21 protein-coding genes, 1 tRNA gene and 1 pseudogene are annotated in these 17408 nt (G+C 63.7%); 9 read left to right on the forward strand and 14 right to left on the reverse strand.

The genetic code is table 11. The features are described from left to right. Positions 1-53 precede the first annotated feature (53 nt). Positions 54-341: a DUF4145 domain-containing protein gene (locus tag N0D28_RS01030; protein WP_260561947.1), complete on the forward strand. Its 288-nt coding sequence runs from the start codon at positions 54-56 to the stop codon at positions 339-341. A gap of 595 nt (positions 342-936) precedes the next feature. Then, entirely contained in the window at positions 937-1200 is a 264-nt protein-coding gene (locus N0D28_RS01035) for a hypothetical protein (RefSeq protein ID WP_260560565.1), read from the forward strand. Between the two features lie 109 nt (positions 1201-1309). Here the strand turns inward: N0D28_RS01035 and N0D28_RS01040 are convergent, their stop codons facing one another. The 7 genes and pseudogenes from N0D28_RS01040 to N0D28_RS01065 all read right to left on the reverse strand — a co-directional run bounded on the left by N0D28_RS01040 (position 1310) and on the right by N0D28_RS01065 (position 5119). Further along, positions 1310-1450 (reverse strand): hypothetical protein, encoded by a 141-nt coding sequence (locus tag N0D28_RS01040; RefSeq protein WP_260560566.1) that lies wholly within the window; start codon positions 1448-1450, stop codon positions 1310-1312. Between the two features lie 99 nt (positions 1451-1549). Then, positions 1550-1768, reverse strand: a pseudogene (locus tag N0D28_RS15610) (HNH endonuclease family protein); the annotation flags it as partial. A gap of 9 nt (positions 1769-1777) precedes the next feature. Beyond that, positions 1778-2206, reverse strand: a complete 429-nt coding sequence (locus tag N0D28_RS01045) for a hypothetical protein (protein WP_260560567.1) — start codon at positions 2204-2206, stop codon at positions 1778-1780. After that, the gene (locus tag N0D28_RS01050; protein WP_260560568.1) at positions 2199-2558 is read right to left on the reverse strand and encodes a hypothetical protein; all 360 of its coding nucleotides are present in this window, start codon (positions 2556-2558) and stop codon (positions 2199-2201) included. Before N0D28_RS01050 ends, N0D28_RS01045 begins: the two co-directional genes overlap by 8 nt. Before the next feature lie 368 nt (positions 2559-2926). Then, a complete protein-coding gene (locus tag N0D28_RS01055) occupies positions 2927-3394 on the reverse strand; it encodes a DoxX family protein (protein ID WP_260560569.1) in 468 nt (155 codons plus the stop codon). 59 nt (positions 3395-3453) lie between these two features. Further along, a complete protein-coding gene (locus tag N0D28_RS01060) occupies positions 3454-4593 on the reverse strand; it encodes a GGDEF domain-containing protein (RefSeq protein ID WP_260560570.1) in 1140 nt (379 codons plus the stop codon). Between the two features lie 172 nt (positions 4594-4765). Then, entirely contained in the window at positions 4766-5119 is a 354-nt protein-coding gene (locus N0D28_RS01065) for a cell division protein FtsB (protein WP_260560571.1), read from the reverse strand. A 131-nt stretch (positions 5120-5250) separates the two neighbouring features. Here N0D28_RS01065 and N0D28_RS01070 point away from each other — a divergent pair, with 131 nt between their 5' ends. Together N0D28_RS01070 and N0D28_RS01075 are read left to right on the forward strand one after the other, a co-directional pair. Next, complete coding sequence (locus N0D28_RS01070) at positions 5251-5694, forward strand: acyl-CoA thioesterase (protein WP_260560572.1); 444 nt, start codon at positions 5251-5253, stop codon at positions 5692-5694. Next, positions 5691-5981: a hypothetical protein gene (locus N0D28_RS01075; RefSeq protein WP_260560573.1), complete on the forward strand. Its 291-nt coding sequence runs from the start codon at positions 5691-5693 to the stop codon at positions 5979-5981. Before N0D28_RS01070 ends, N0D28_RS01075 begins: the two co-directional genes overlap by 4 nt. A gap of 98 nt (positions 5982-6079) precedes the next feature. On the opposite strand, the gene N0D28_RS01080 is transcribed toward N0D28_RS01075, so the two are convergent. Further along, positions 6080-6155, reverse strand: a tRNA-Ala gene (locus tag N0D28_RS01080). 136 nt (positions 6156-6291) lie between these two features. Here N0D28_RS01080 and N0D28_RS01085 point away from each other — a divergent pair. Continuing rightward, on the forward strand, positions 6292-6957 hold the full coding sequence (locus N0D28_RS01085; protein ID WP_260560574.1) for a hypothetical protein: 666 nt from the start codon (positions 6292-6294) through the stop codon (positions 6955-6957). Between the two features lie 32 nt (positions 6958-6989). On the opposite strand, the gene N0D28_RS01090 is transcribed toward N0D28_RS01085, so the two are convergent. The 3 genes from N0D28_RS01090 to N0D28_RS01100 form a co-directional block, all read right to left on the reverse strand. Continuing rightward, positions 6990-7220 (reverse strand): hypothetical protein, encoded by a 231-nt coding sequence (locus tag N0D28_RS01090; RefSeq protein WP_260560575.1) that lies wholly within the window; start codon positions 7218-7220, stop codon positions 6990-6992. After that, positions 7220-7609 (reverse strand): DUF3208 domain-containing protein, encoded by a 390-nt coding sequence (locus N0D28_RS01095; protein ID WP_260560576.1) that lies wholly within the window; start codon positions 7607-7609, stop codon positions 7220-7222. The genes N0D28_RS01090 and N0D28_RS01095 overlap by 1 nt, the downstream gene beginning before the upstream one ends. A gap of 65 nt (positions 7610-7674) precedes the next feature. Further along, entirely contained in the window at positions 7675-8301 is a 627-nt protein-coding gene (locus N0D28_RS01100; RefSeq protein WP_260560577.1) for an HAD family hydrolase, read from the reverse strand. A 402-nt stretch (positions 8302-8703) separates the two neighbouring features. Between N0D28_RS01100 and N0D28_RS01105 the strand changes: the two genes are divergently transcribed. Continuing rightward, on the forward strand, positions 8704-9156 hold the full coding sequence (locus tag N0D28_RS01105) for a pyrophosphohydrolase domain-containing protein (RefSeq protein WP_260560578.1): 453 nt from the start codon (positions 8704-8706) through the stop codon (positions 9154-9156). Here N0D28_RS01105 and N0D28_RS01110 read toward each other — a convergent pair. After that, complete coding sequence (locus N0D28_RS01110) at positions 9147-10334, reverse strand: amidohydrolase (RefSeq protein WP_260560579.1); 1188 nt, start codon at positions 10332-10334, stop codon at positions 9147-9149. The two genes, N0D28_RS01105 and N0D28_RS01110, sit on opposite strands and share 10 nt — an antisense overlap. A 100-nt stretch (positions 10335-10434) precedes the next feature. After that, positions 10435-12174, reverse strand: a complete 1740-nt coding sequence (locus N0D28_RS01115) for a M3 family oligoendopeptidase (protein ID WP_260560580.1) — start codon at positions 12172-12174, stop codon at positions 10435-10437. Positions 12175-12236: 62 nt separating this feature from the next. Between N0D28_RS01115 and N0D28_RS01120 the strand changes: the two genes are divergently transcribed. Next, positions 12237-12815, forward strand: a complete 579-nt coding sequence (locus tag N0D28_RS01120) for a GNAT family N-acetyltransferase (protein ID WP_260560581.1) — start codon at positions 12237-12239, stop codon at positions 12813-12815. Positions 12816-13029: 214 nt separating this feature from the next. On the opposite strand, the gene N0D28_RS01125 is transcribed toward N0D28_RS01120, so the two are convergent. Continuing rightward, positions 13030-14403 carry a hypothetical protein gene (locus tag N0D28_RS01125; RefSeq protein ID WP_260560582.1) on the reverse strand — a complete coding sequence of 458 codons (1374 nt, stop codon included), beginning with the start codon at positions 14401-14403 and terminating at the stop codon, positions 13030-13032. 319 nt (positions 14404-14722) lie between these two features. Between N0D28_RS01125 and N0D28_RS01130 the strand changes: the two genes are divergently transcribed. Beyond that, positions 14723-15304 carry a glycerol-3-phosphate acyltransferase gene (locus N0D28_RS01130; protein ID WP_260560583.1) on the forward strand — a complete coding sequence of 194 codons (582 nt, stop codon included), beginning with the start codon at positions 14723-14725 and terminating at the stop codon, positions 15302-15304. Then, positions 15301-17397, forward strand: coding sequence for a hypothetical protein (locus N0D28_RS01135; protein ID WP_260560584.1), 2097 nt, complete (start codon positions 15301-15303; stop codon positions 17395-17397). The genes N0D28_RS01130 and N0D28_RS01135 overlap by 4 nt, the downstream gene beginning before the upstream one ends. Positions 17398-17408 lie beyond the last annotated feature (11 nt).

Below are 17408 nucleotides of genomic sequence, written 5' to 3' on the forward strand. Positions count from 1 at the left end.
TAGTTGAAGCCAAGCAGTGTGCGTCCGTAGGCGCTTGGCGTGCAGCGGTAACAATGTGCAGGAGAGCTGTTCAAATGGCGTGTATTGATAGAGGCGCTCCTACAAATACGAATATCGTCGGGCAGATCAATTACTTACGTGACGATCACATCATTACTAATGAAGTACACGAATGGGCGACAGTTGTGCGCTGGGTTGGTAACGATGGAGCGCATCCGGGAGGGAGTGAGCCAGATCAAGAGGACGCCAGCGCAATGATTGATTTGGCTGAGCAGTTCCTGCACGTTCTGTATGTCGCCCCAGCCAAAGCCGCAGCGCATAGAGCAAAGATTGGGAAGTGACTTGCTCGAACAGAATTTGTTAGAAAACCTGATATGACGCAATCTACCGACCCTACTGACCCTACCGCCCCTGACAAATTGATTCTGTACGTGCCAGACGCAGAATCTCCGCAGGGGCGGTAGCTTTATATCTCCGCCGCCCATCATTTAACACTGCTCTGAAATCGACGGTGATTTCACTTGGGGACAAATGCACTTGATATGTTCGGCACGTAGTGAGACGGACCACATTCTCTCAGGGACGAGCCAATTATCATGAGACCAAGTCTAGAAACCTCTTAGACTTGGTCTCATGGGCCGTCTGTGACGGATGTTGGAAGTGAAGAGCTAACACTTATCACAGACGAAATTAACTCCACAAGACCGGAGATTACAATGCCGAAAACGCCGACTTCTGGACTCAGGCCGGGACAGACCACCCCTGTGAGTGGTCAATACGCACCCGTTGGACCACGTGGCGGTAAGACTGGTGTCGAGATTACCAGTACTGCCGGAAACCCGCTGCCGCCTACCGAGAAGTCAGGACAGACGTATACCCTGACAGACGCCACTAGGCATAAGAAATGAAAACTCAATTTAAGGCGGTGATTAATTAATGCAGATTCAACTCGCTCATCTCGATATTCAGGGCCAAAGCTGTGCAATCTTCGCGGCAAATGCCCAAGACAATACTGACAGTATGCGCCAATCCCTGCTAGCAGACCTCATAAGAGAAGCAAGGCAACAGGGGCTTCGAGTTGATAAAGCCGCTCTCGTGTACCAGCAGTATGGAAATGAGCACTACTACGGCCACAAAGATTTAACAGGCTATTTGAGCAACAATGGCATATCACGATGGACACACACCATCACAATTTGATTAACTAATATTTTCCGTGAGGCAGTGGCGTGAGAACGTCCTGCCTCTTCTCATTGATCTGGCATCTACCGCAGCAACTACGGCAGCTTCTGCCTCAGCTTGAATTGGCTTAGACGTGCGCCCAGATGCGCCTCTTGACGATCATGGCGACGTTGTGTTTGCTGGTGCCGTACTCCGCAGCGAGGGAAGCGTAGCTGCTGCCTCCCTGGGCATATTTGGCCCGTATCTCCACCACCTGCACCTCTGTCAACTTGGCTGAGGCATGGACCTCCCCTCTTGGGGCTCGACCTTTGGCTTGCTTATCGGCCATGTTGGTAGCGTGACTGCCTCTGAAGAGATGGTCTGGGTTGGCACATAGCGTGTTGTCACAACGGTGAAGAACATGCACTCCATCGGGAATTTCGCCTTCCAAGAGGGTGCTGACGTAGCGGTGAACCACCCATTGCTTCCCCGCAACTTTGACCACGCCATAACCCAGGCGATGGCGTGCGCCTGTCCACTCCCAACAGCCAGAAGGAGTGACAGCGAGCCTTGAGCTGAGGGGAGCAGGGAAAATCTCTTTCACCATAAACTCAGCTCAATCTGAAGTGCCAGAGGATTCCGGCATGTCCTCAACTACCAAAATTCTCGCTTCAGCTTCCAGGCGCTTGATAAGTAACTTTCCTTTGTAAGTTAGTGCATATATAGTAGACCTATCACGCTTATTTATCACTCTATTCCCGTCTCTACGCAGATCTCTTATCTTCATATATTCGAACTTAAACTGTAGGTATTCATTGATCAAATTTATATTTGCCGAACCCTTAGATGACTCTGAATCTGGTATGTATGATACGATTGCGGAATCCACTTGATCAATAACGTCGAGCATATTTCCATAAGAATCTCCACTGCTTTGTTTACCAAATTTAGAACTAACTATTGCACTAGAAACTATTAAGGAAATCGAAGCAATCCCGACCACAATCGCGATTGCGTTTAGCAGTCCTAAAGGATTATCACTCATCTTGCTCTCTCCCCTCAATCAATATCTGCACAATATTGAGTATTATAATAGAGCCTACGAGAACTTTGCTGATAAATTTTAGAAATCTGAGAGTTTCTAAATCATGTTTTAAAACATCAGAAGAGGCATAAATGTATATACACAGTGAACACGAGACAAAGCTAATAAAAATTATTATGGCACGTGCAAGCGTGCTCTTCTTGATCTTGGTGGCAGTGTCGCCCATAAGTGTAGCATTAAGCACCAATACGATTAAGAAAACATCGCCTTTATAGTATAAATCTTCTATATTGACTTTTTTGGTCGTGTAAAGATCAATATACTTAAATGCGATAGCCAGCCAGCTGATCACGAAACTGAAAAACAACCATATAAGGAAACGGGACAACACACTCCACCAATAGATCCAGTTAATTCTGGACAACATGTAGATATTCACTGAAGAGGTAGACGTTATTCATCGTAATAAATAGTCTATCAGCCCAAGCACTAGCATCCCCTACGACCCTAGCCGAGTGGCTTCCGCAGCTGGTGCGCAACTTCGACGCAACTATGGAGCTAGAGGTGCAGTGAATCAAGAGGCTCTAAATCCCCTAAAAGCTGTGCTGAACAGCAAAAATTCGTAGGAGAAATGACTACGGATCAGAAGGCCAGGGGTTCGAATCCCTTCAGGCACACCACAAGAAACCTCGTCTTCGGACGGGGTTTTTCGTTGCGGGGTCAGTCTCGTGCGCTTTCCTCTCGCACCGCCAGCGCACCGGTAGACCACAGCGCCCACAACACCAGCAGCGGCTGGAAAGCCAGGCGAATGAGCCGCGAACGGTCGGTGCTGAGGCCGAACGCCGGGGTGCGGGTCAGGTACTGCGAGATATTACCGGGAAAGACTGCCACGAAAAACGCCGCCGCCACCCGGCCCACCGTCCGGCGAGGCTTGAGTACGATCAGCGACGCGCCCAGCGACAGTTCCACGACGCCGGACGCCAGCACCACGAAATCCCGGTTCAGCGGCAGCGATCTGGGCACCTGCGCCTGAAAGTCCTGGCGCTTGCTGGTCAGGTGCGAGAAGCCCGCCAGCATCAGTGCGCCGCCCAGCAGCCAGCGGGCCGCCGTCTGAAGACCGGAAGTGGGGGGCGTCAGAGCAGTGCTGGCGGCGGAAGACCTGAATGGGGATGCTGGAGTGGCCGACATGAACCAAGCTAACACCCTGAGTCGGGGGCAGCGTTCCAGCTTCGTTCATCACCGGACCGTCAGAATGAACGAAGCTCCTCAGGCACCAGTTCTGAGGGGTAAAACTCGTCGCCGGACGCCTCACCTTTCGGCGGCCCAGCGTATTCATTCTCTGTTTCGTCGTAGAGCATCACCCGGTTGCGGCCCGCCAGCTTGGCCCGGTAAAGGGCCACGTCAGCGCGGGCCGCCGCGCTGGCCAGTTCCTCATCGCCCTTGCGAAAGGCCACCCCCACGCTGACCGTCAGGGCCACGCCCACCTGGGCCTGTTCCACACTGACCCGGATCACCTCGGCCAGTCTGGAAGCCGCTTGTGGGGTCGTCACCGGCAGCAGCACCAGAAACTCCTCGCCGCCCCAGCGCCCCACCGGCTGCGGCACCGGGCCGGTCAGTTGCCGCTGAATCATCTGCCCCACCAGCCACAGCAGCCGGTCGCCCTCGGCGTGGCCGTACTGGTCGTTGACCTGCTTGAAATGGTCAATGTCGACCATCATCACAGCGGCGGTGTCCGGGTCAGGCACCGCCTGGGCCTGCCAGAAGTCTTGCAGCGCCCGGCGGTTGGGCAGGGTGGTCAGGTCGTCGGTGTGGGCCAGCTTCCGGTAGACCCGCTGCGATTCGTGGGCCTCTTCCCACCACTGGCGGTAGAGGTAGAGCAGCGAGAACATCATTCCCGTCGTGGCCAGCATCAGCAGCGTGATCCAGCGCTCCGGCGAGGGCTGACGGGCCACCAGCACCACACTGACGCTGAAATGCAGGGCGGCGTAGGGCAGGGCGGTGGCCAGCACCCAGCGGGGCCGCTGAAACAGGAAAATCCCGGCGAGGATCAGCAGCAGGCTCTGCTCACCGAACAGGCCCAGACCGTCCTGACCGACCCAGCGGTAGATGTTGACCACCACGCCGTTGACGCACAGCGCCGCCACCAGCCACGCTTCGTAACGCGAGGCGTGCATACGCCGCCGCTCCCACACACCGACCAGGATCAGGCCCAGCAGCGGCAGGTACAGCGGCCACCAGACCGGCACCAAGCCCAGCAGCGTGCCCCACAAGATCACCAGCCCCAGTGGAATCGTGATCAGCAAGGTAGCCTTGAAGATCTGCTGGTGCTTGCGCCGCCGCTCCTGAATGGAAGCCGGTTCCGCCTGGGTGATGGTGGGTTGTTTCAAGTCTGCTCCACAAGCCCGCGCCTGATTTTTGCTCTCTGACCGCGCGCTCCAGCCGGGGAAAGCCGGGTGCTGGCCTGACAGTATCAAGCCGTTTCACACATTTTTCTTGCGTGCGGCATCCTGACTGTCTGTGAGAAAGTTACTATTCCGACTGAAGGCAGTGGACAGGTACTTAAGGCAGGCGTACCGGGTCGCAGTTGCCGCCAGGGGGGGAGTCCTGGGCGCTCTGGGCCACCACCACCCGCTCGTTCTTGCCGACGTAGCCGATGCAGCGGGCCAACGCATTCATGTATTCGGGGTCGCTGGCTTTGGCCTTGGCTTCCTGCAAGATCTGAACGTCTTGCTGCAACTGGGCCTGCTGACTGAGGGCCAGCGTGGTCTGCTGGGTCCAGGTCAGGGAGCGGTAGACGCTCTGGCCCAGCAGAAACGACATCTGCACGATGCCCAGCGCGGCGAGCAGACTGGCGATCATCATGGTCAGGGGCAGGCGGCGCACTTCCTCCCAGCGCGGCAAACGGAACTTCATCGGGTCTCAGTCTAGCGCCGCGCCGCCGCCGCACGTGAGTGTCCACCGAACGGGCCGGTCCACAACCGCCACAATTGGTCCATTCCGAAGCCGGTTCAGCCACCTCACCGCTTTGCACTACAGTACACGGCATGTCTTCTCCTGCCCTGGCCGTGGCCACGCTGGATTTTTCCGCCGCCCACGGCTGCGATATTCAGTTGCGCTTTTCCGACACCGATCAGATGGGCCACATCAACAACGCGGCCTACGCGATGTTTCTAGAAACGGCCCGGCTGGACCTGACCGCCTCGCTGGGCCTGAGTCAGCTGAAGGTGGTGCTGGCCCGCCTCGAACTCGATTACCGCCGCGAGGTCAAGCTGGGCCAGCGGGTACGGATTCTCACGGTCATCACGCATCTGGGCACGAGCAGCTGGTCCTATGCGTCCCGGCTGCTGGCCGACGGTGTGGTGGCCCTGGAAGCCCGTAGCGTGCAGGTGCAGGTGGGGCCGGACATGCGCCCGCAGCCGCTTGGCCCGGCACTCCGCTCGGCACTGACGACCTATCTCACCCTGCCCGTGCCGAGCGGCGCGCTGTGACCGGCGAGCGGAGCAGCGGCGACACAGTGCTGTATCAGGGCGATCCCTGGGTGCGGCTCGATACCCTGCCGCGCCTCATCGCCGAGAGCGTGCGCCGGACCCTCAGCGCCCACGGCATCGTTAGCGTGGTGCGCACGCCGTTTCAGTGGGTCATGGCCTCGCCGGTCATCGAGATCGAAACCGGCGGCTACATGGGCGACGTGGGCCTCTACGTGCCGCAGGTGCAGCACCGCGAGGCCAACACCCTGCTTGACCGGCTCAGCGACGAGGCCGACCGGCACGGCTGATTCATCACCTATGGAGCGGCTGATGGATGAACAACAAGAAAGGCCCGGAACGCTGGTGCGTCGGGCCTTTCCTCCTCTGTTCTGGTAAAACTCTCTGTTGGTGGAGCCAAGCGGGATCGAACCGCTGACCTTCTGAATGCCATTCAGACGCGCTCCCAGCTGCGCCATGGCCCCACACCACTGAAACCCACCGCGTTTCAAGCTCAGATAGGTTAGCAGCGCTTCCCTGATCTGTCAACACCAGCTGCTGGCTCCCCTTGATGGAGTGGGCAAATCGCACAGGGAGCAGGTGCTAGACTCGGCGGCAACTGTGCCCCGTCTCAATCTCGCTACCCTGACCGCCGAGGAGTTGCAGCACCTGCTCGGTGAAGCGGCGGCCCAGCGTCTGCTGCCGGACATCAGCAGCGCCCGGCTGGCGGGACGGCCCTCACCCGGCCCCGAGGTCACCCACGAGCTGAGCTTTGAAGCCCGAGACGAGCGCGACTGGGGCGCGTCACCGGAGCAGTCGCGCAGTATCCGAGCGCTGGACCACGAGTTGCAGCAGCTCGGCGCGCAGCCCTTGGGAGTATTTTACGCTCCACAATTGGCCGGCGCACGCCACCAGCGCGCCTATCTGCTCGACCAGGATACGGCGCTGGCGCTGCGCTGGAGCGAGACGCCGGACGCCCAGACCCTGCCGCCGTTCGTGCAGGCGGTCACGCTCAGCCGCGACAAGGCCAGCGGCATCGCGGCATCGCTGAGCAGCACCTCGGGCCTGCCGTTCTCGCCGGGCAGCAGTGAGGAACTCGACGTGCGGCTCCTGCCCGGCGCGGCCATGAGTGAGTTTCTGGCCGCCCACCGCCAGCTCGCCATCCGGCACGGGCGCGGGCAAAAGCTGATGGGCGAAGCAGACTGGATGCGGGCTTTTCAGACGGTGCGTCAGCTCAACTATCAGTCCTGGACCCGGCGCGGCCTGCTGCTGCGCGATGGCCGCTGAGCGCCGACCTCTCGGACTCCCTCCCAGGCGGCTTACTTGTCCGCCGTCAGCGGAATCAGGCAGTAGCGGCGGCGGGTCACCGGCGGGGCCACCTCGCCGACTTCGAGCAGGGTACTGATGCCCTCCTCACCGAGCCGCTCCACCTTGCTCAGGTAAGCGCGCACCGCTTCAGGACGGTCAAAGCGCCTGGGATGGGAATCGCCGTCCACATAGAGATCAAGCCAGGGCAGGTCGGACTGGGGAGCCGCCGCGTTCTGGGTCATCACAGCTCCCGCAGATCTTCCCAGAGCTGCCAGCCCACCCCAGCAGGTGTGGCATCAAGCAGCGGCCCCAGCCCCTGCGAGGCGCTCAGGGCGTCGGCGTTGAGGTTCTCGGCACTGGGCCGGGCGTCATACATTTGCAGCACCGTGAACTGGTAAAACGCCTGCGCGGCAGTGGGTTCGCCGTTCTCGAAAAAGGCGAAGGGGGGCGTGACCTTGTCCCACAACACATGCGCCTCGCCGAGTTCGTGCGGCAGGTAGTTCTCCAGGTCGAAATCCTCGAAGGTCTCGTTGCCCTCGTCGCCGGGGTGCCACAGGTAGCCTTGCAAAAGCCGCACCGCCGTCCGGCCCGAATGCGCAGGGCCAGCGGCGGGGGCGTCAGAGTTGCTCACGGCTCTACTCTACAGGCTGCGGGAAGGACGGAAGTAAGAACCCTTAAGAACAGTCTCTGATCCGTTCAACCATCCAGCCAAGCCGCCAGCTCAGCCTCGAAGGCCGCTTGATCGTCGTGATGGTAGAGCAGGCCGTGAAATCCAGCAGCGTTGGCCGCGTCGATATTTTCCTGCACGTCGTCCACGAAGGCCACCTGCGCCGCCGGACACTGCATGGCCGCTTCAAGCGCCGCGAACGACTGCGGGTCGGGTTTCTTGACCCCGATCTCGTTGGAAAAGACCAGCGCATCGAAGCGGGCAAACTCGGGCCGGGCGCGCAGATGGTCGCTGACCACCGGGTAGTTGTTGCTCAGCAGCCCCACCCGAACCTGCGGCGGCAGGCTGGCAAGCAACGCGTACATCGGGGCGTTGTCGTGGATGCTGCCCAGGTAGAGCGCCTCGAATTCGGCGTAGGGCAGGCTGGCCCCGCTCTCCTGTTGCAGCGTGTCCCAGAACTGCGGCAGGGTCCAGGCCCCCACCTCGAGTTGCCGCACGTGCCGGAAATAGCTTTCTCTGATGTCTTCGGCGCTGACGCCGCTGCGCTCGGCGACGTTGCCTGTCGAGCGCCCATCAAAGGTGCCGATGGTGAATACGCCGCCCCAATCGAAGGCGACATGTCGGGGGTGCAAAGGAGGCTGGGCAGATCGGGTCATGCCGCGTATTATCGCCGAGCGGGCTTGACCTGGCGGCGGTCTGCTCTAGGCCACCCGGCGGCTGACATACACTCACGAGAGCTGAGGCCGGACGTCAGGCCCAACTCAAATCTAAGCGGAGATTTATGCTCTGCACATTCTCCATCAGCTTCAGCAGCGTACACTTGTTCACGGTTCCTGAGTTGGTTTGTTGCACCGCTTTTCTGTACAGAGGAATTGGAGGGAGTCGCCCACCTCCCACAACGGGCGTGCGAGCAGGCCGGGGTCGGCCACCAACTGGTTCGAGTCCAGTTGCCTGCCAAGACAAGAGAACACCCCAACGCAACACAAACGGCCACTTCCTGATGGGAGTGGCTTTTTCGTTGTTGCGGCCCCGACCAGCAGGCGCGCTAGCCTGAAAGCATGCTTGACCCACAGCCCCCAACGCTCACCATCAGCGCCCAGCCGACGAATGCCCAGAAGGTCACTGCCTTTCACGCGGCCATCAATTCCGCCTACCCGGCACGGCCCCAGGTGCCGGATGCGGGACTGCTCAGCCTCCGCCTCACGCTGCTGCGAGAAGAGATGCACGAGGTGGAGGCAGAATTCGGGCAGCTTTCGGAGAACCTCAGCCGCGCCCGCCCCGCTGACCTCGCACCTCTAGCACATGAGCTGACCGATCTGCTGTATGTCACTTACGGCGCGCTGGGCAGCCTGGGGGTGGACGCCGACGCGGTGTTCGCCGAGGTCCACCGCGCCAACCTCAGCAAGGCCAGCGGCCCGCGCCGCGCCGACGGCAAGCAGCTCAAGCCGGAAGGCTGGCAGAAGGCGGACGTGCTGGGAGCGCTGACCGGAAACGCTCCAGCTCAGCCCTGACCCAGCGCCAGCGCCGCCGCGTGCAGCATCCGCACGCCCGTTACCAGACTTTCCTCGTCGAGGGTAAAACGGGGGTGGTGGTGCGGGTAGTCGCTCTCCAGCAGGGCGTTGCCACTGCCCACGTTGAAGTACGCGCCGGGCGCTTTGGTCAGGTAGGCTGAGAAGTCCTCGCCGCCCATGCTGGGTTTGGCGAGTTGAGCGTGCTCGCCCACCTCGGCCTGGGCGATGGTCATCAGCTTGTCGGCCACCCAGTCAGTGTTGATGACCGGACGGTAGCCCATCTCGTACTTGAGGGTGTAGGTCGCCCCGTGCGCCTCAGTCACGCCCTTCAGAACGCGCTCGATCAGTTTGGGTGCGCGCTGGCGCAGCTCAGGGTCGAACGAGCGCACCGTGCCCATCAGCTCGGCCCGGTCGGGAATGACGTTGTGGGTGGTTCCAGCCTGAAAGTAGGTCACGCTGACCACCAGATTGTCGAGCGCGCTGACTCCCCGGCTGACGATGTGCTGCAAGTTGGTCACGACCTGCGCGCCCACCGCGATGGGATCGACGGCCTCCTCGGGATGGGCCGCGTGGCCACCCCTGCCGCGAATGGTGATCTCGAACATGTCGGGCGCGGCCATAAACGCCCCCGGCTTGATGGCCACCACACCCGTCGGAAGCTGCGAACTGAGGTGCAGGCCGGTCACCACGTCCACGCCGTCCATCAGCGGCGTATCGCGGACGAGTTCCTCCGCACCGCCGGGGCCGATCTCCTCGGCGTGCTGGAAGATCATGCGGATCTCGCCGCTGACCTCTTCGGGTGTTTCGCTGAGTAGCTTGGCGACGCCCAGCAGGATGGCGGTGTGGCCGTCGTGCCCGCAGGCGTGCATCACACCCTGGTTTTTGCTGACGAACTCGAAGCTGTTTTCCTCGGTGATCGGCAGGGCGTCGATGTCGGCACGCAGCAGCACCGTCTGACCGGGTTTTTGACCTTTCAGGACTGCCAGCACGCTGGTTTCGCTGGGCCGACTGATCTCCAGATGTGCCAGCTTACCGAGTTCGGCAGCAATATATGCGGAGGTCTGAACCTCATGGAAACCCACCTCGGGGTTGGCGTGCAGATGTCTGCGCCAGGCAGTGAGCTGCGGTGCGAGGGCGGCGGCGCGTTCGCCGGAAGCGGTGCGGGGCAGGGTGGTCATGGTGTCTCCTTGAATGAAGAGAAGGACGGGGAAGCAAAGAATTGGAGGAAAGTGCGGCGGGTGCGCCTGAGTCTAGCGCCCGAGTCTTCGAGCCGCCCCGTCAGCTCCCGAGTTGCGCGGTCACGAAGGCCATCAGCTCAGCCAGATGGGGGCGGTCAAAGCGGAATTCCACGCCCGCTGCCCGGTACAGTTCCGGCACGCTGACGGTGTTGCCCAGGCTCAGCGCCGACTTGTAGCGCTCCAGGGCCGCCGGAGCATCCTGCAAGGCCGACTTCCAGATGCCCAGCGCCCCGAGGCTGCACATGGCGTATTCGAGGTAATAAAACGGCGCGCGGAAGATGTGGTAGTACTGCCAGCCCGAGGCCCGCTCACTTTCATCCAGGCCACTCCAGTCGAGCCAGGGATGAAAGGCGCGGTCGAGTTCCAGCCACTTGGCGTCCAGCTCGGCAGCGCTCACCTGCGGGCCAGTCTGGGTATACAGCCAGTGCTGGAAGGCGTCCATCTGGGCCGCCCAGGGCAGAAAGAGAATGCTGTTCTCGAGTTGCTCGCGGCGCACCCGCTCCAGATCGGCGGGCAGGTAGGCCACTTCCAGGTGGCCCAGCGCCAGGAATTCCATCGCCATGCTGGGCACCTCGACGAATTCAATCGGGCTCCAGCGGTTCCAGATCAGCGGCTGGGCGCGGGCGCTGGCAAAGAAGTGAAAGGCGTGGCCCACCTCGTGCAGCAGCACATTCAGGTCGTGCGCGGTGCCGACCACATTCATGACCACGAACGGCTGACCCGATTGCTGCAAGCTCTGGCAGTAGGCGTGACTCATCTTATTGGGGCGGCTGGCCAGGTCGAGCAGCCCGCCGCGCATCTGGGCAAACTGCGCGCCGAGTGCCGGGTCGAGGGCGTCGAACACCCGCTCGGCAATGCCTTCCAGTTCGGAGGCGGTCTTGAACGGCGTCAGCGGGGGCCGACCCTGGGCGTCCAGGGCGGTGCGGCGCGAGGAGTCCCAGGGCCGCAGGCGCTCCAGGCCAAGCTGCCGCGCCTTACCCTCCATCAGCTTGGCGGCCAGCGGCACCACCTCGTCCAGCACTGCCCGGTGAAAGTCGAGGCAGTGCTGCGGCGTGTAGTCCACCCGGTCGAGTTCCTGCCAGCGGTAGGCCCGGTAATCACCCATCTCTTCGTTGTCCGGGCCGGTATTCATCAGGTCGGCGTTGGCAGCCAGCTGGCGGCGGGTGGCGAGCAGTTCCAGAACCAGGGTGTCCAGCGGCGCTCGGCTGGTTGCCCTGCTGCGGGCCATCGCCTGCCAGACCTGCTCGCGGCGCGTCCGGTCGGCGCTGCCCAGCAGGCTCTCGGCTTCCGGCACCGTCAGCTCAGCGCCGTCAAAACTCACCGTCTGCCCGCCGGTGATCTCGGCGTGGCGCTGCATCTGCTGCTGGTGCACCACGTCCAGGGCCACGTTGGCCTCGCGGTAGAAGGCCGCTTCATCCCGCATCCGGCGGTAGGCCAGCACAAAATCGGGGGCCGGTGTGTAGTCGGGCACGCCGAGGAGCTTGCGGCGCAGTTCCTGCTCGGCGCGTCGCAGCGGGGGCGTCACCCCGGCGCGGAAGGTGGAGAGCGCTTCACGCGCGGCCACGTCAGCGGTGTCGAGGTCGGCGCGCAGACTCAGCACCGCTCCAGTCTGCGAGACAGCTTTGCTGACCTCGCTCCAGTCGGAAAGCCAGCTCGGCACACCGGCGGGCGTCAGCTCGGCCTGCTGAAGCGCCCCGAACTGCGGCGCGTAGCTCTCCCAGCGGGTCTGCTCGGGGGTCAGTGCCAGGGTCTCGGCGGTGGTCGTTTCGGGGGCAGTCATGCTCGGTAGTCTAGCCCCGGCCCGCCTGTCCTGTACGGCAACCCGCCAACTAAACTGGGGCCATGCCCGACCCCGCGCCGTTTCCCGAGACACTCACCACCGCCCGCCTGACGCTGCGCGTGCCCACCGCAGAAGACGGCCCGGCGATGGCCGCGCTGGTGAACGCCAACCTGGAGCACCTGCGGCCCTGGCTGCCCTGGGCGCAGATGCCGCGCACGCCCGAGCAGCAGCAGGGCAGCATGGCACGCGCCCACGACAAGTTCCTTCAGGGCGAGGACCTGATGTATCTGATGCTGCTGGAAGGCCAGCCCATCGGCTCGTGCGGCATTCACCGGATCGATTGGGCTGTGCCGTCGGGTGACATTGGGTACTGGCTCGACCAGCGCCGTGAAGGGCACGGCTACGTCACCGAGACGGCCAGGGCGCTGACCGAACTGGCCCTGAAGCCTGCGGCGGCGGGCGGACTGGGCTTCGAGCGCCTGGAAATTCGCTGCGACGCCCGCAATCTCAAGAGCGCCGCCGTGCCCGAGCGCCTGGGGTTTGAACTGGAAGCCCGCCTCAAGCGTCACGCCAGGGACCCCCAGCACCCTGAGCAGTTCCGCGACACGCTGATCTTCGCCCGCTGGCCGCATGAATATTGAATGGCCTCAACTCACGTCGGGGCGAGCCTGATTGACCGCCGGGACATTGGATGAGCAGGCCGGGTCAGCCGGTGGTCGAGGCGTTGTGCAGCAGCCTAGCGGACCGATGTTGATCGCAGAAAGAATGGAGAAGCCCTTCCCCAGCAGCCGCCCCATGCGGGCCGCCAGGGTCGAGCCGCTCTTGCGGCGACTGGGAGAAAGCCTTTTGAAAAAGCTAGGCCCGCACCCGGCCCGGCTGGAGCCGCCTGGCAACGCCCTGGGCGTAGTCCGAGAGGTCGGCCAGCAAGGTCGGCACATCCGAGCGCAGGTAATACTGGCCGCCAGGCAGCGGCAGCAGGGCCATGAACGGCGCGCGGCACAGCGTTTCCAGGATCGAGTGTAACTCGGCGGTGTTGACGCCGCTGCCCAGCCGCTCGGCCAGCCTGGCCGGATCGACGACGCTGTGGGCCGGCTGCTGCGCCAGCGTACCCAGCACGTAGGTAAAGGTGCCGCGCTGCACCAGATGGGCGCTGACCAGTTCGGCCAGGCTGGCCACGCTGTCGAGATCGAAGCTCGACGTGTTCCAGTAGCCGCGCAGATCAATCGGGGTCAGCGGCGCGAGGCGGGCATGTTCCAGCAACGCTCCGAGGGCTTCCCTGGTCAGACGCGGCGTGCCGGAAACCTGATCCTTTTCCCAGGTCAGCCGGGCGCGGTAGGTGCCCTGCCCGAAGGCCGGGTGCTGCTGTTCGGCTTCGGTCAGGGCCAGCACCACGTCGTAGCCGTGCGCGCCCAGATCGGCCCGCAGACGCACTGGACCGCTGTCCGCGCCGCCGAGGTACTCGACCTGATAACCGGTCAGGTGGGCAAGTTCGCTGAGCTGATCGGCCAGCGTTTCCAGCGGCAGCGCAGTGAACGTAATCGTCGGCTGGGCCACTTCAGGGGCCGAGTGCCGGGGCAGCGGCTGCTGCGGCGCGCTGCCGGGACGCGGCGGCTCGCGGCGCGCTGAGTCACCCCTGACCTCGGCAACGACCGCCGCTTCGGGGCGCTGGGACTCACGTTGGGGCTCGGCGCGGGGAAGCGGCGGCGTGCGGGTCTCGACAACGCGGGTGGCTGACGAGGCCGCTTCCGGCACAGGTCCGGCAACCGGCTCGGCCGGCTCCGGCAGCGGGCGGCGGCTCTCGCTGACGCGGGCCAGGTGGGCATCGGAGGCCGGGGTCGCCGCTGCCAGGCGCACCTCGCGCACGTGCGGCGTGGCGTTGACGACCACCCGGCGGGTGACCGGAGCGGGCCGCTCGCCGTAGGCAGGATTGAGACGCTCGGTGTGCGGCTTGACCACACAGCTCACGCGGTAGTGCCCGCCCTCCACTGCCGAGAGCAGCAGCACGTCGTTCACGTCGAGGTTATGATCGTGGTAGAGCGCAGTCAGGCCCGCCAGACGCTGGGCGTTGTCGGTCATCCGCGCCAGGTAATCGCGGTTCTGGTCATCGGTCAGCTGAAGGGTCTGTCCAGCCAGTTCGGCGGGGAACAGGTTGCGGAGGTATTTGGCCACCGTCAGCGTGCCTTCGGATAAACACGGGCGGGTGATGATATAGCGCAGGGTTGGGGTCACGGGTTGGCGTCCTCCATTCAAAACGTGCGGTCGGCACGGGTAGGGTGAGAGTAGGGCGGCTCCAGACCAGAACTCACCGCTTGTTGTGCAGCAAAACATCGGCCCAAGACGGTGAATTTGGAGAAGCTCCTTTTAATCTTGAGTGAAGTGGGACATCAATGCAAGTACAGCCCCCCTTCAACAAGGAAAGACCCGGAAATAAGAGTCAATCATTCAGTTTTCAGCTTATTTCGGCAAGGCTATTTCGTCTTCAGCAAATTCCGTCATCACTCCGGTGGCGACCTGTATCCGGCTGGCCCGGCTGCCCTAGAATGCCTGTGTGATTGTTTTCCTGGTGCTGCTGGCCGCCTACCTGCTCGGCTCGGTCGTCTTCGGCGTGATCTACTCGCATCTGCGCGGCGACGAGGTGCGCGGGCGCGATATGCCCGGCGGCAGCGGCATGTTCCGGCAATACGGTCTCGGCCCGGCACTGACGATCTCAGCGCTGGACATCCTCAAGGGCGTGCTGGCCGCGTATCTGGCCGTCCGGTTTGCGCCGGGCTGGGCCTGGGCGGCGATGTTTCTGGTGATCATCGGGCACTGCTACCCGGTGTTTTTCCGCTTCAACGGCGGCGGCGGCATCGCCCCGATGCTGGGCGCAATGCTGGTCATCGCGCCCAAGACGCTGCTGCTGATGATTTTGCTCTCGCTGATCGTGATGCCGCTCTACAAATCCACCATCCAGAAAAAAGTCGGCCTCAATGTCATTCCGTTCATGTCGGCGGTCGTACTGCCGATCAGCGTGGTGGCCTCGCTGTGGCTGGGCGGCACCCTGGCGCTGATCGCGGCCACCCTGGGGATGGCGGCGCGCTCGGTACAACTCCTGATCGAGGACGGCAAGTTGGGGAGAAAGGCGGCGTGAAGGGGCGATGGGCCGCTCTGGCCCTGCTCTCACTCAGCCTCGGTGGGCTGGGCCTCGGCGGACTGGCTGGGGCCGCCGCCGTGCTGGACGGGCGCAGCCTCAGCTTCGAGCAGGGCGGTGTGACGCAGGCCACCCTGAACTTTCCCGGAAGCCTGGGCGACCTCAGCGGCCCGGTAAGCCAGGGCGACACCACCTGGCTGGGCGTCGGCCCGGCGCTCTACAGCTACAGTCCGCAGGGGGCCGTCACCACCCGGCTCGACTTCTCCGACATGATCAGCGGCCTGGACGCCAGCGGCGGGGTGCTGCGGGTCACGGCGGGGCCGAGCGGCGCGCAGGACACCTACACGGTGACGAACAATCAGATTCAGGAGCGGGTGGTGTTCGTGCCCGACCCGGCGGTCACCGGCTGGTTGCGCCGGACTGCCCAGCAATGGCCCGAGGCCCAGCTCGCCCAGGCCGCCGCCCAGGACCCCACCAATCCGTTCGTGGCGCTGCGACTGGCGGCGGTGGCCCGCCAGCGCGGTGACCGCTTCACGGCGCTCAGCCAGACCCAGCGGGCGGCCAGCCTACCGCTGGCGTTTCCAGCGTCCTTGCAACTCGCCGCCCAGATGGAAGCGCTCAATTCGCCGAGCGCCGCCAACCTGCTGCTCAGCCGGGCCGCCCGCGACGCCGCCGAGCGCGGCTACGACCCGGCCCTGCCGGTGAGCCGCGCCGCCCTGAGCGCCTACGGCGACCCGCTCGGCGAACTCGAACAACTGCTGGCCCAGAACAAGCTGGAGCGCGCCGACGTCTGGATTCGTTATCTGCGCCAGACCTCGCCGCGCTTCGAGGGCGGGCCAGCCGTGTACGCCCGCTACGCCGCCCTGCTCGACGCCCAGGGCCGCAGCGGCGAGGCCGAGGAGTGGCGGGCCTTTGCCCAGACGCTGACCCAGGGCACCCTGTACAACCTCGGCGCGGACGCCCTGCTGACCCTGCGCGACGCCGCCCGCCTGAGCGCTGCCGTGCTGCTGCTGAGCGTGCTGGCCGCTTACCTAACCCTGGCTGCCCGCGCCTGGCAGGTGCAGGGACGCAGCACCGCCGCGCTGGGCGGGCGCTGGGGCAGTTGGCTGCGCCATCCACTCTCCCGGCTGCGGCGCAGCGTGGTCGCCTACGCCGGGCTGGGCGAGAAACTGGTGCTGCTCTCGCTGCTCTCTGGCCTGCTGGTCAGCCTCTCGGCCTGGACCTGGGCAGCCCGCACCGAAACGCGCTTGCAGGTCCCGGCGCTCAATACCGGCACCTACGGCGGGGCCTGGTTTTACGGCGGCCTGGACCGCCTGGAGCTGACCCCCAGCCGGGAAACCGGGGTACTGCGCGGCCTCGCGGCGCAGCTCGACGGCGACGACTCGGCGGCGCGCAGCACCTACGAGCGTGCCGGTGCGCCGCTGCCCTGCGCCCAGAACAACCTCGGGGTGCTGGCCCAGGACCGGGGCGACACCGCCCAGGCCCGCGAGCTGTGGCGCGCCTCGCTCTCGGCGGCCCCCGATCTGCTGGCCCCTGCCTATAACCTGGGCCTCCAGCCCGCCGCACCGGAAGCCGCCTTTCAGCGCGAGTACCGCAGCGAGGCACGCCTCTGCTATCCCGATCAGCGCAGCCTGGTCCGCGCCCTGGGCGGCAGCCTGTCGGGGCAGCTCCGCGTGCTGGTGCTGAGTCCCTGGAGTGCCTTGATGGCGACCCCCACCCGGCTGGCCGCACCGCTGCAGGCCGTCTGGGTCACGCTGCTGCTGATCGGCTACGCGCTGGGCGTGGTGTGGCTGCTGACGCCCGCGCCCGCCGAGCAGCGCCCCGGACGCCCGCCACTCTTCCGGCTGCTGGCCCTGCTGCTGCCCGGCAGCGCCCTGCTCGACGGCGCGTGGGGCGCGGTGCTGCTGCTCGGCTGGGCGGCGGCGCTCAGCAGCTGGCTGGCCGGGCGCGGCTGGCTGGAGGTGCCCTACCTTCCCGGACCTATCAACCCCAGCGTGCTGCTGATTGTCCTGGCGGCGGTCTACGCCCTCAACACGGTGGGTCTGAGCTTGCAGGAAATCGGCCTACTGCGTGCCCGGCGGCGGGACAAGTGACCAGAAGCGGA

The organism is Deinococcus rubellus, assembly GCF_025244745.1.
In the GTDB taxonomy this organism is placed as follows: domain Bacteria; phylum Deinococcota; class Deinococci; order Deinococcales; family Deinococcaceae; genus Deinococcus; species Deinococcus rubellus.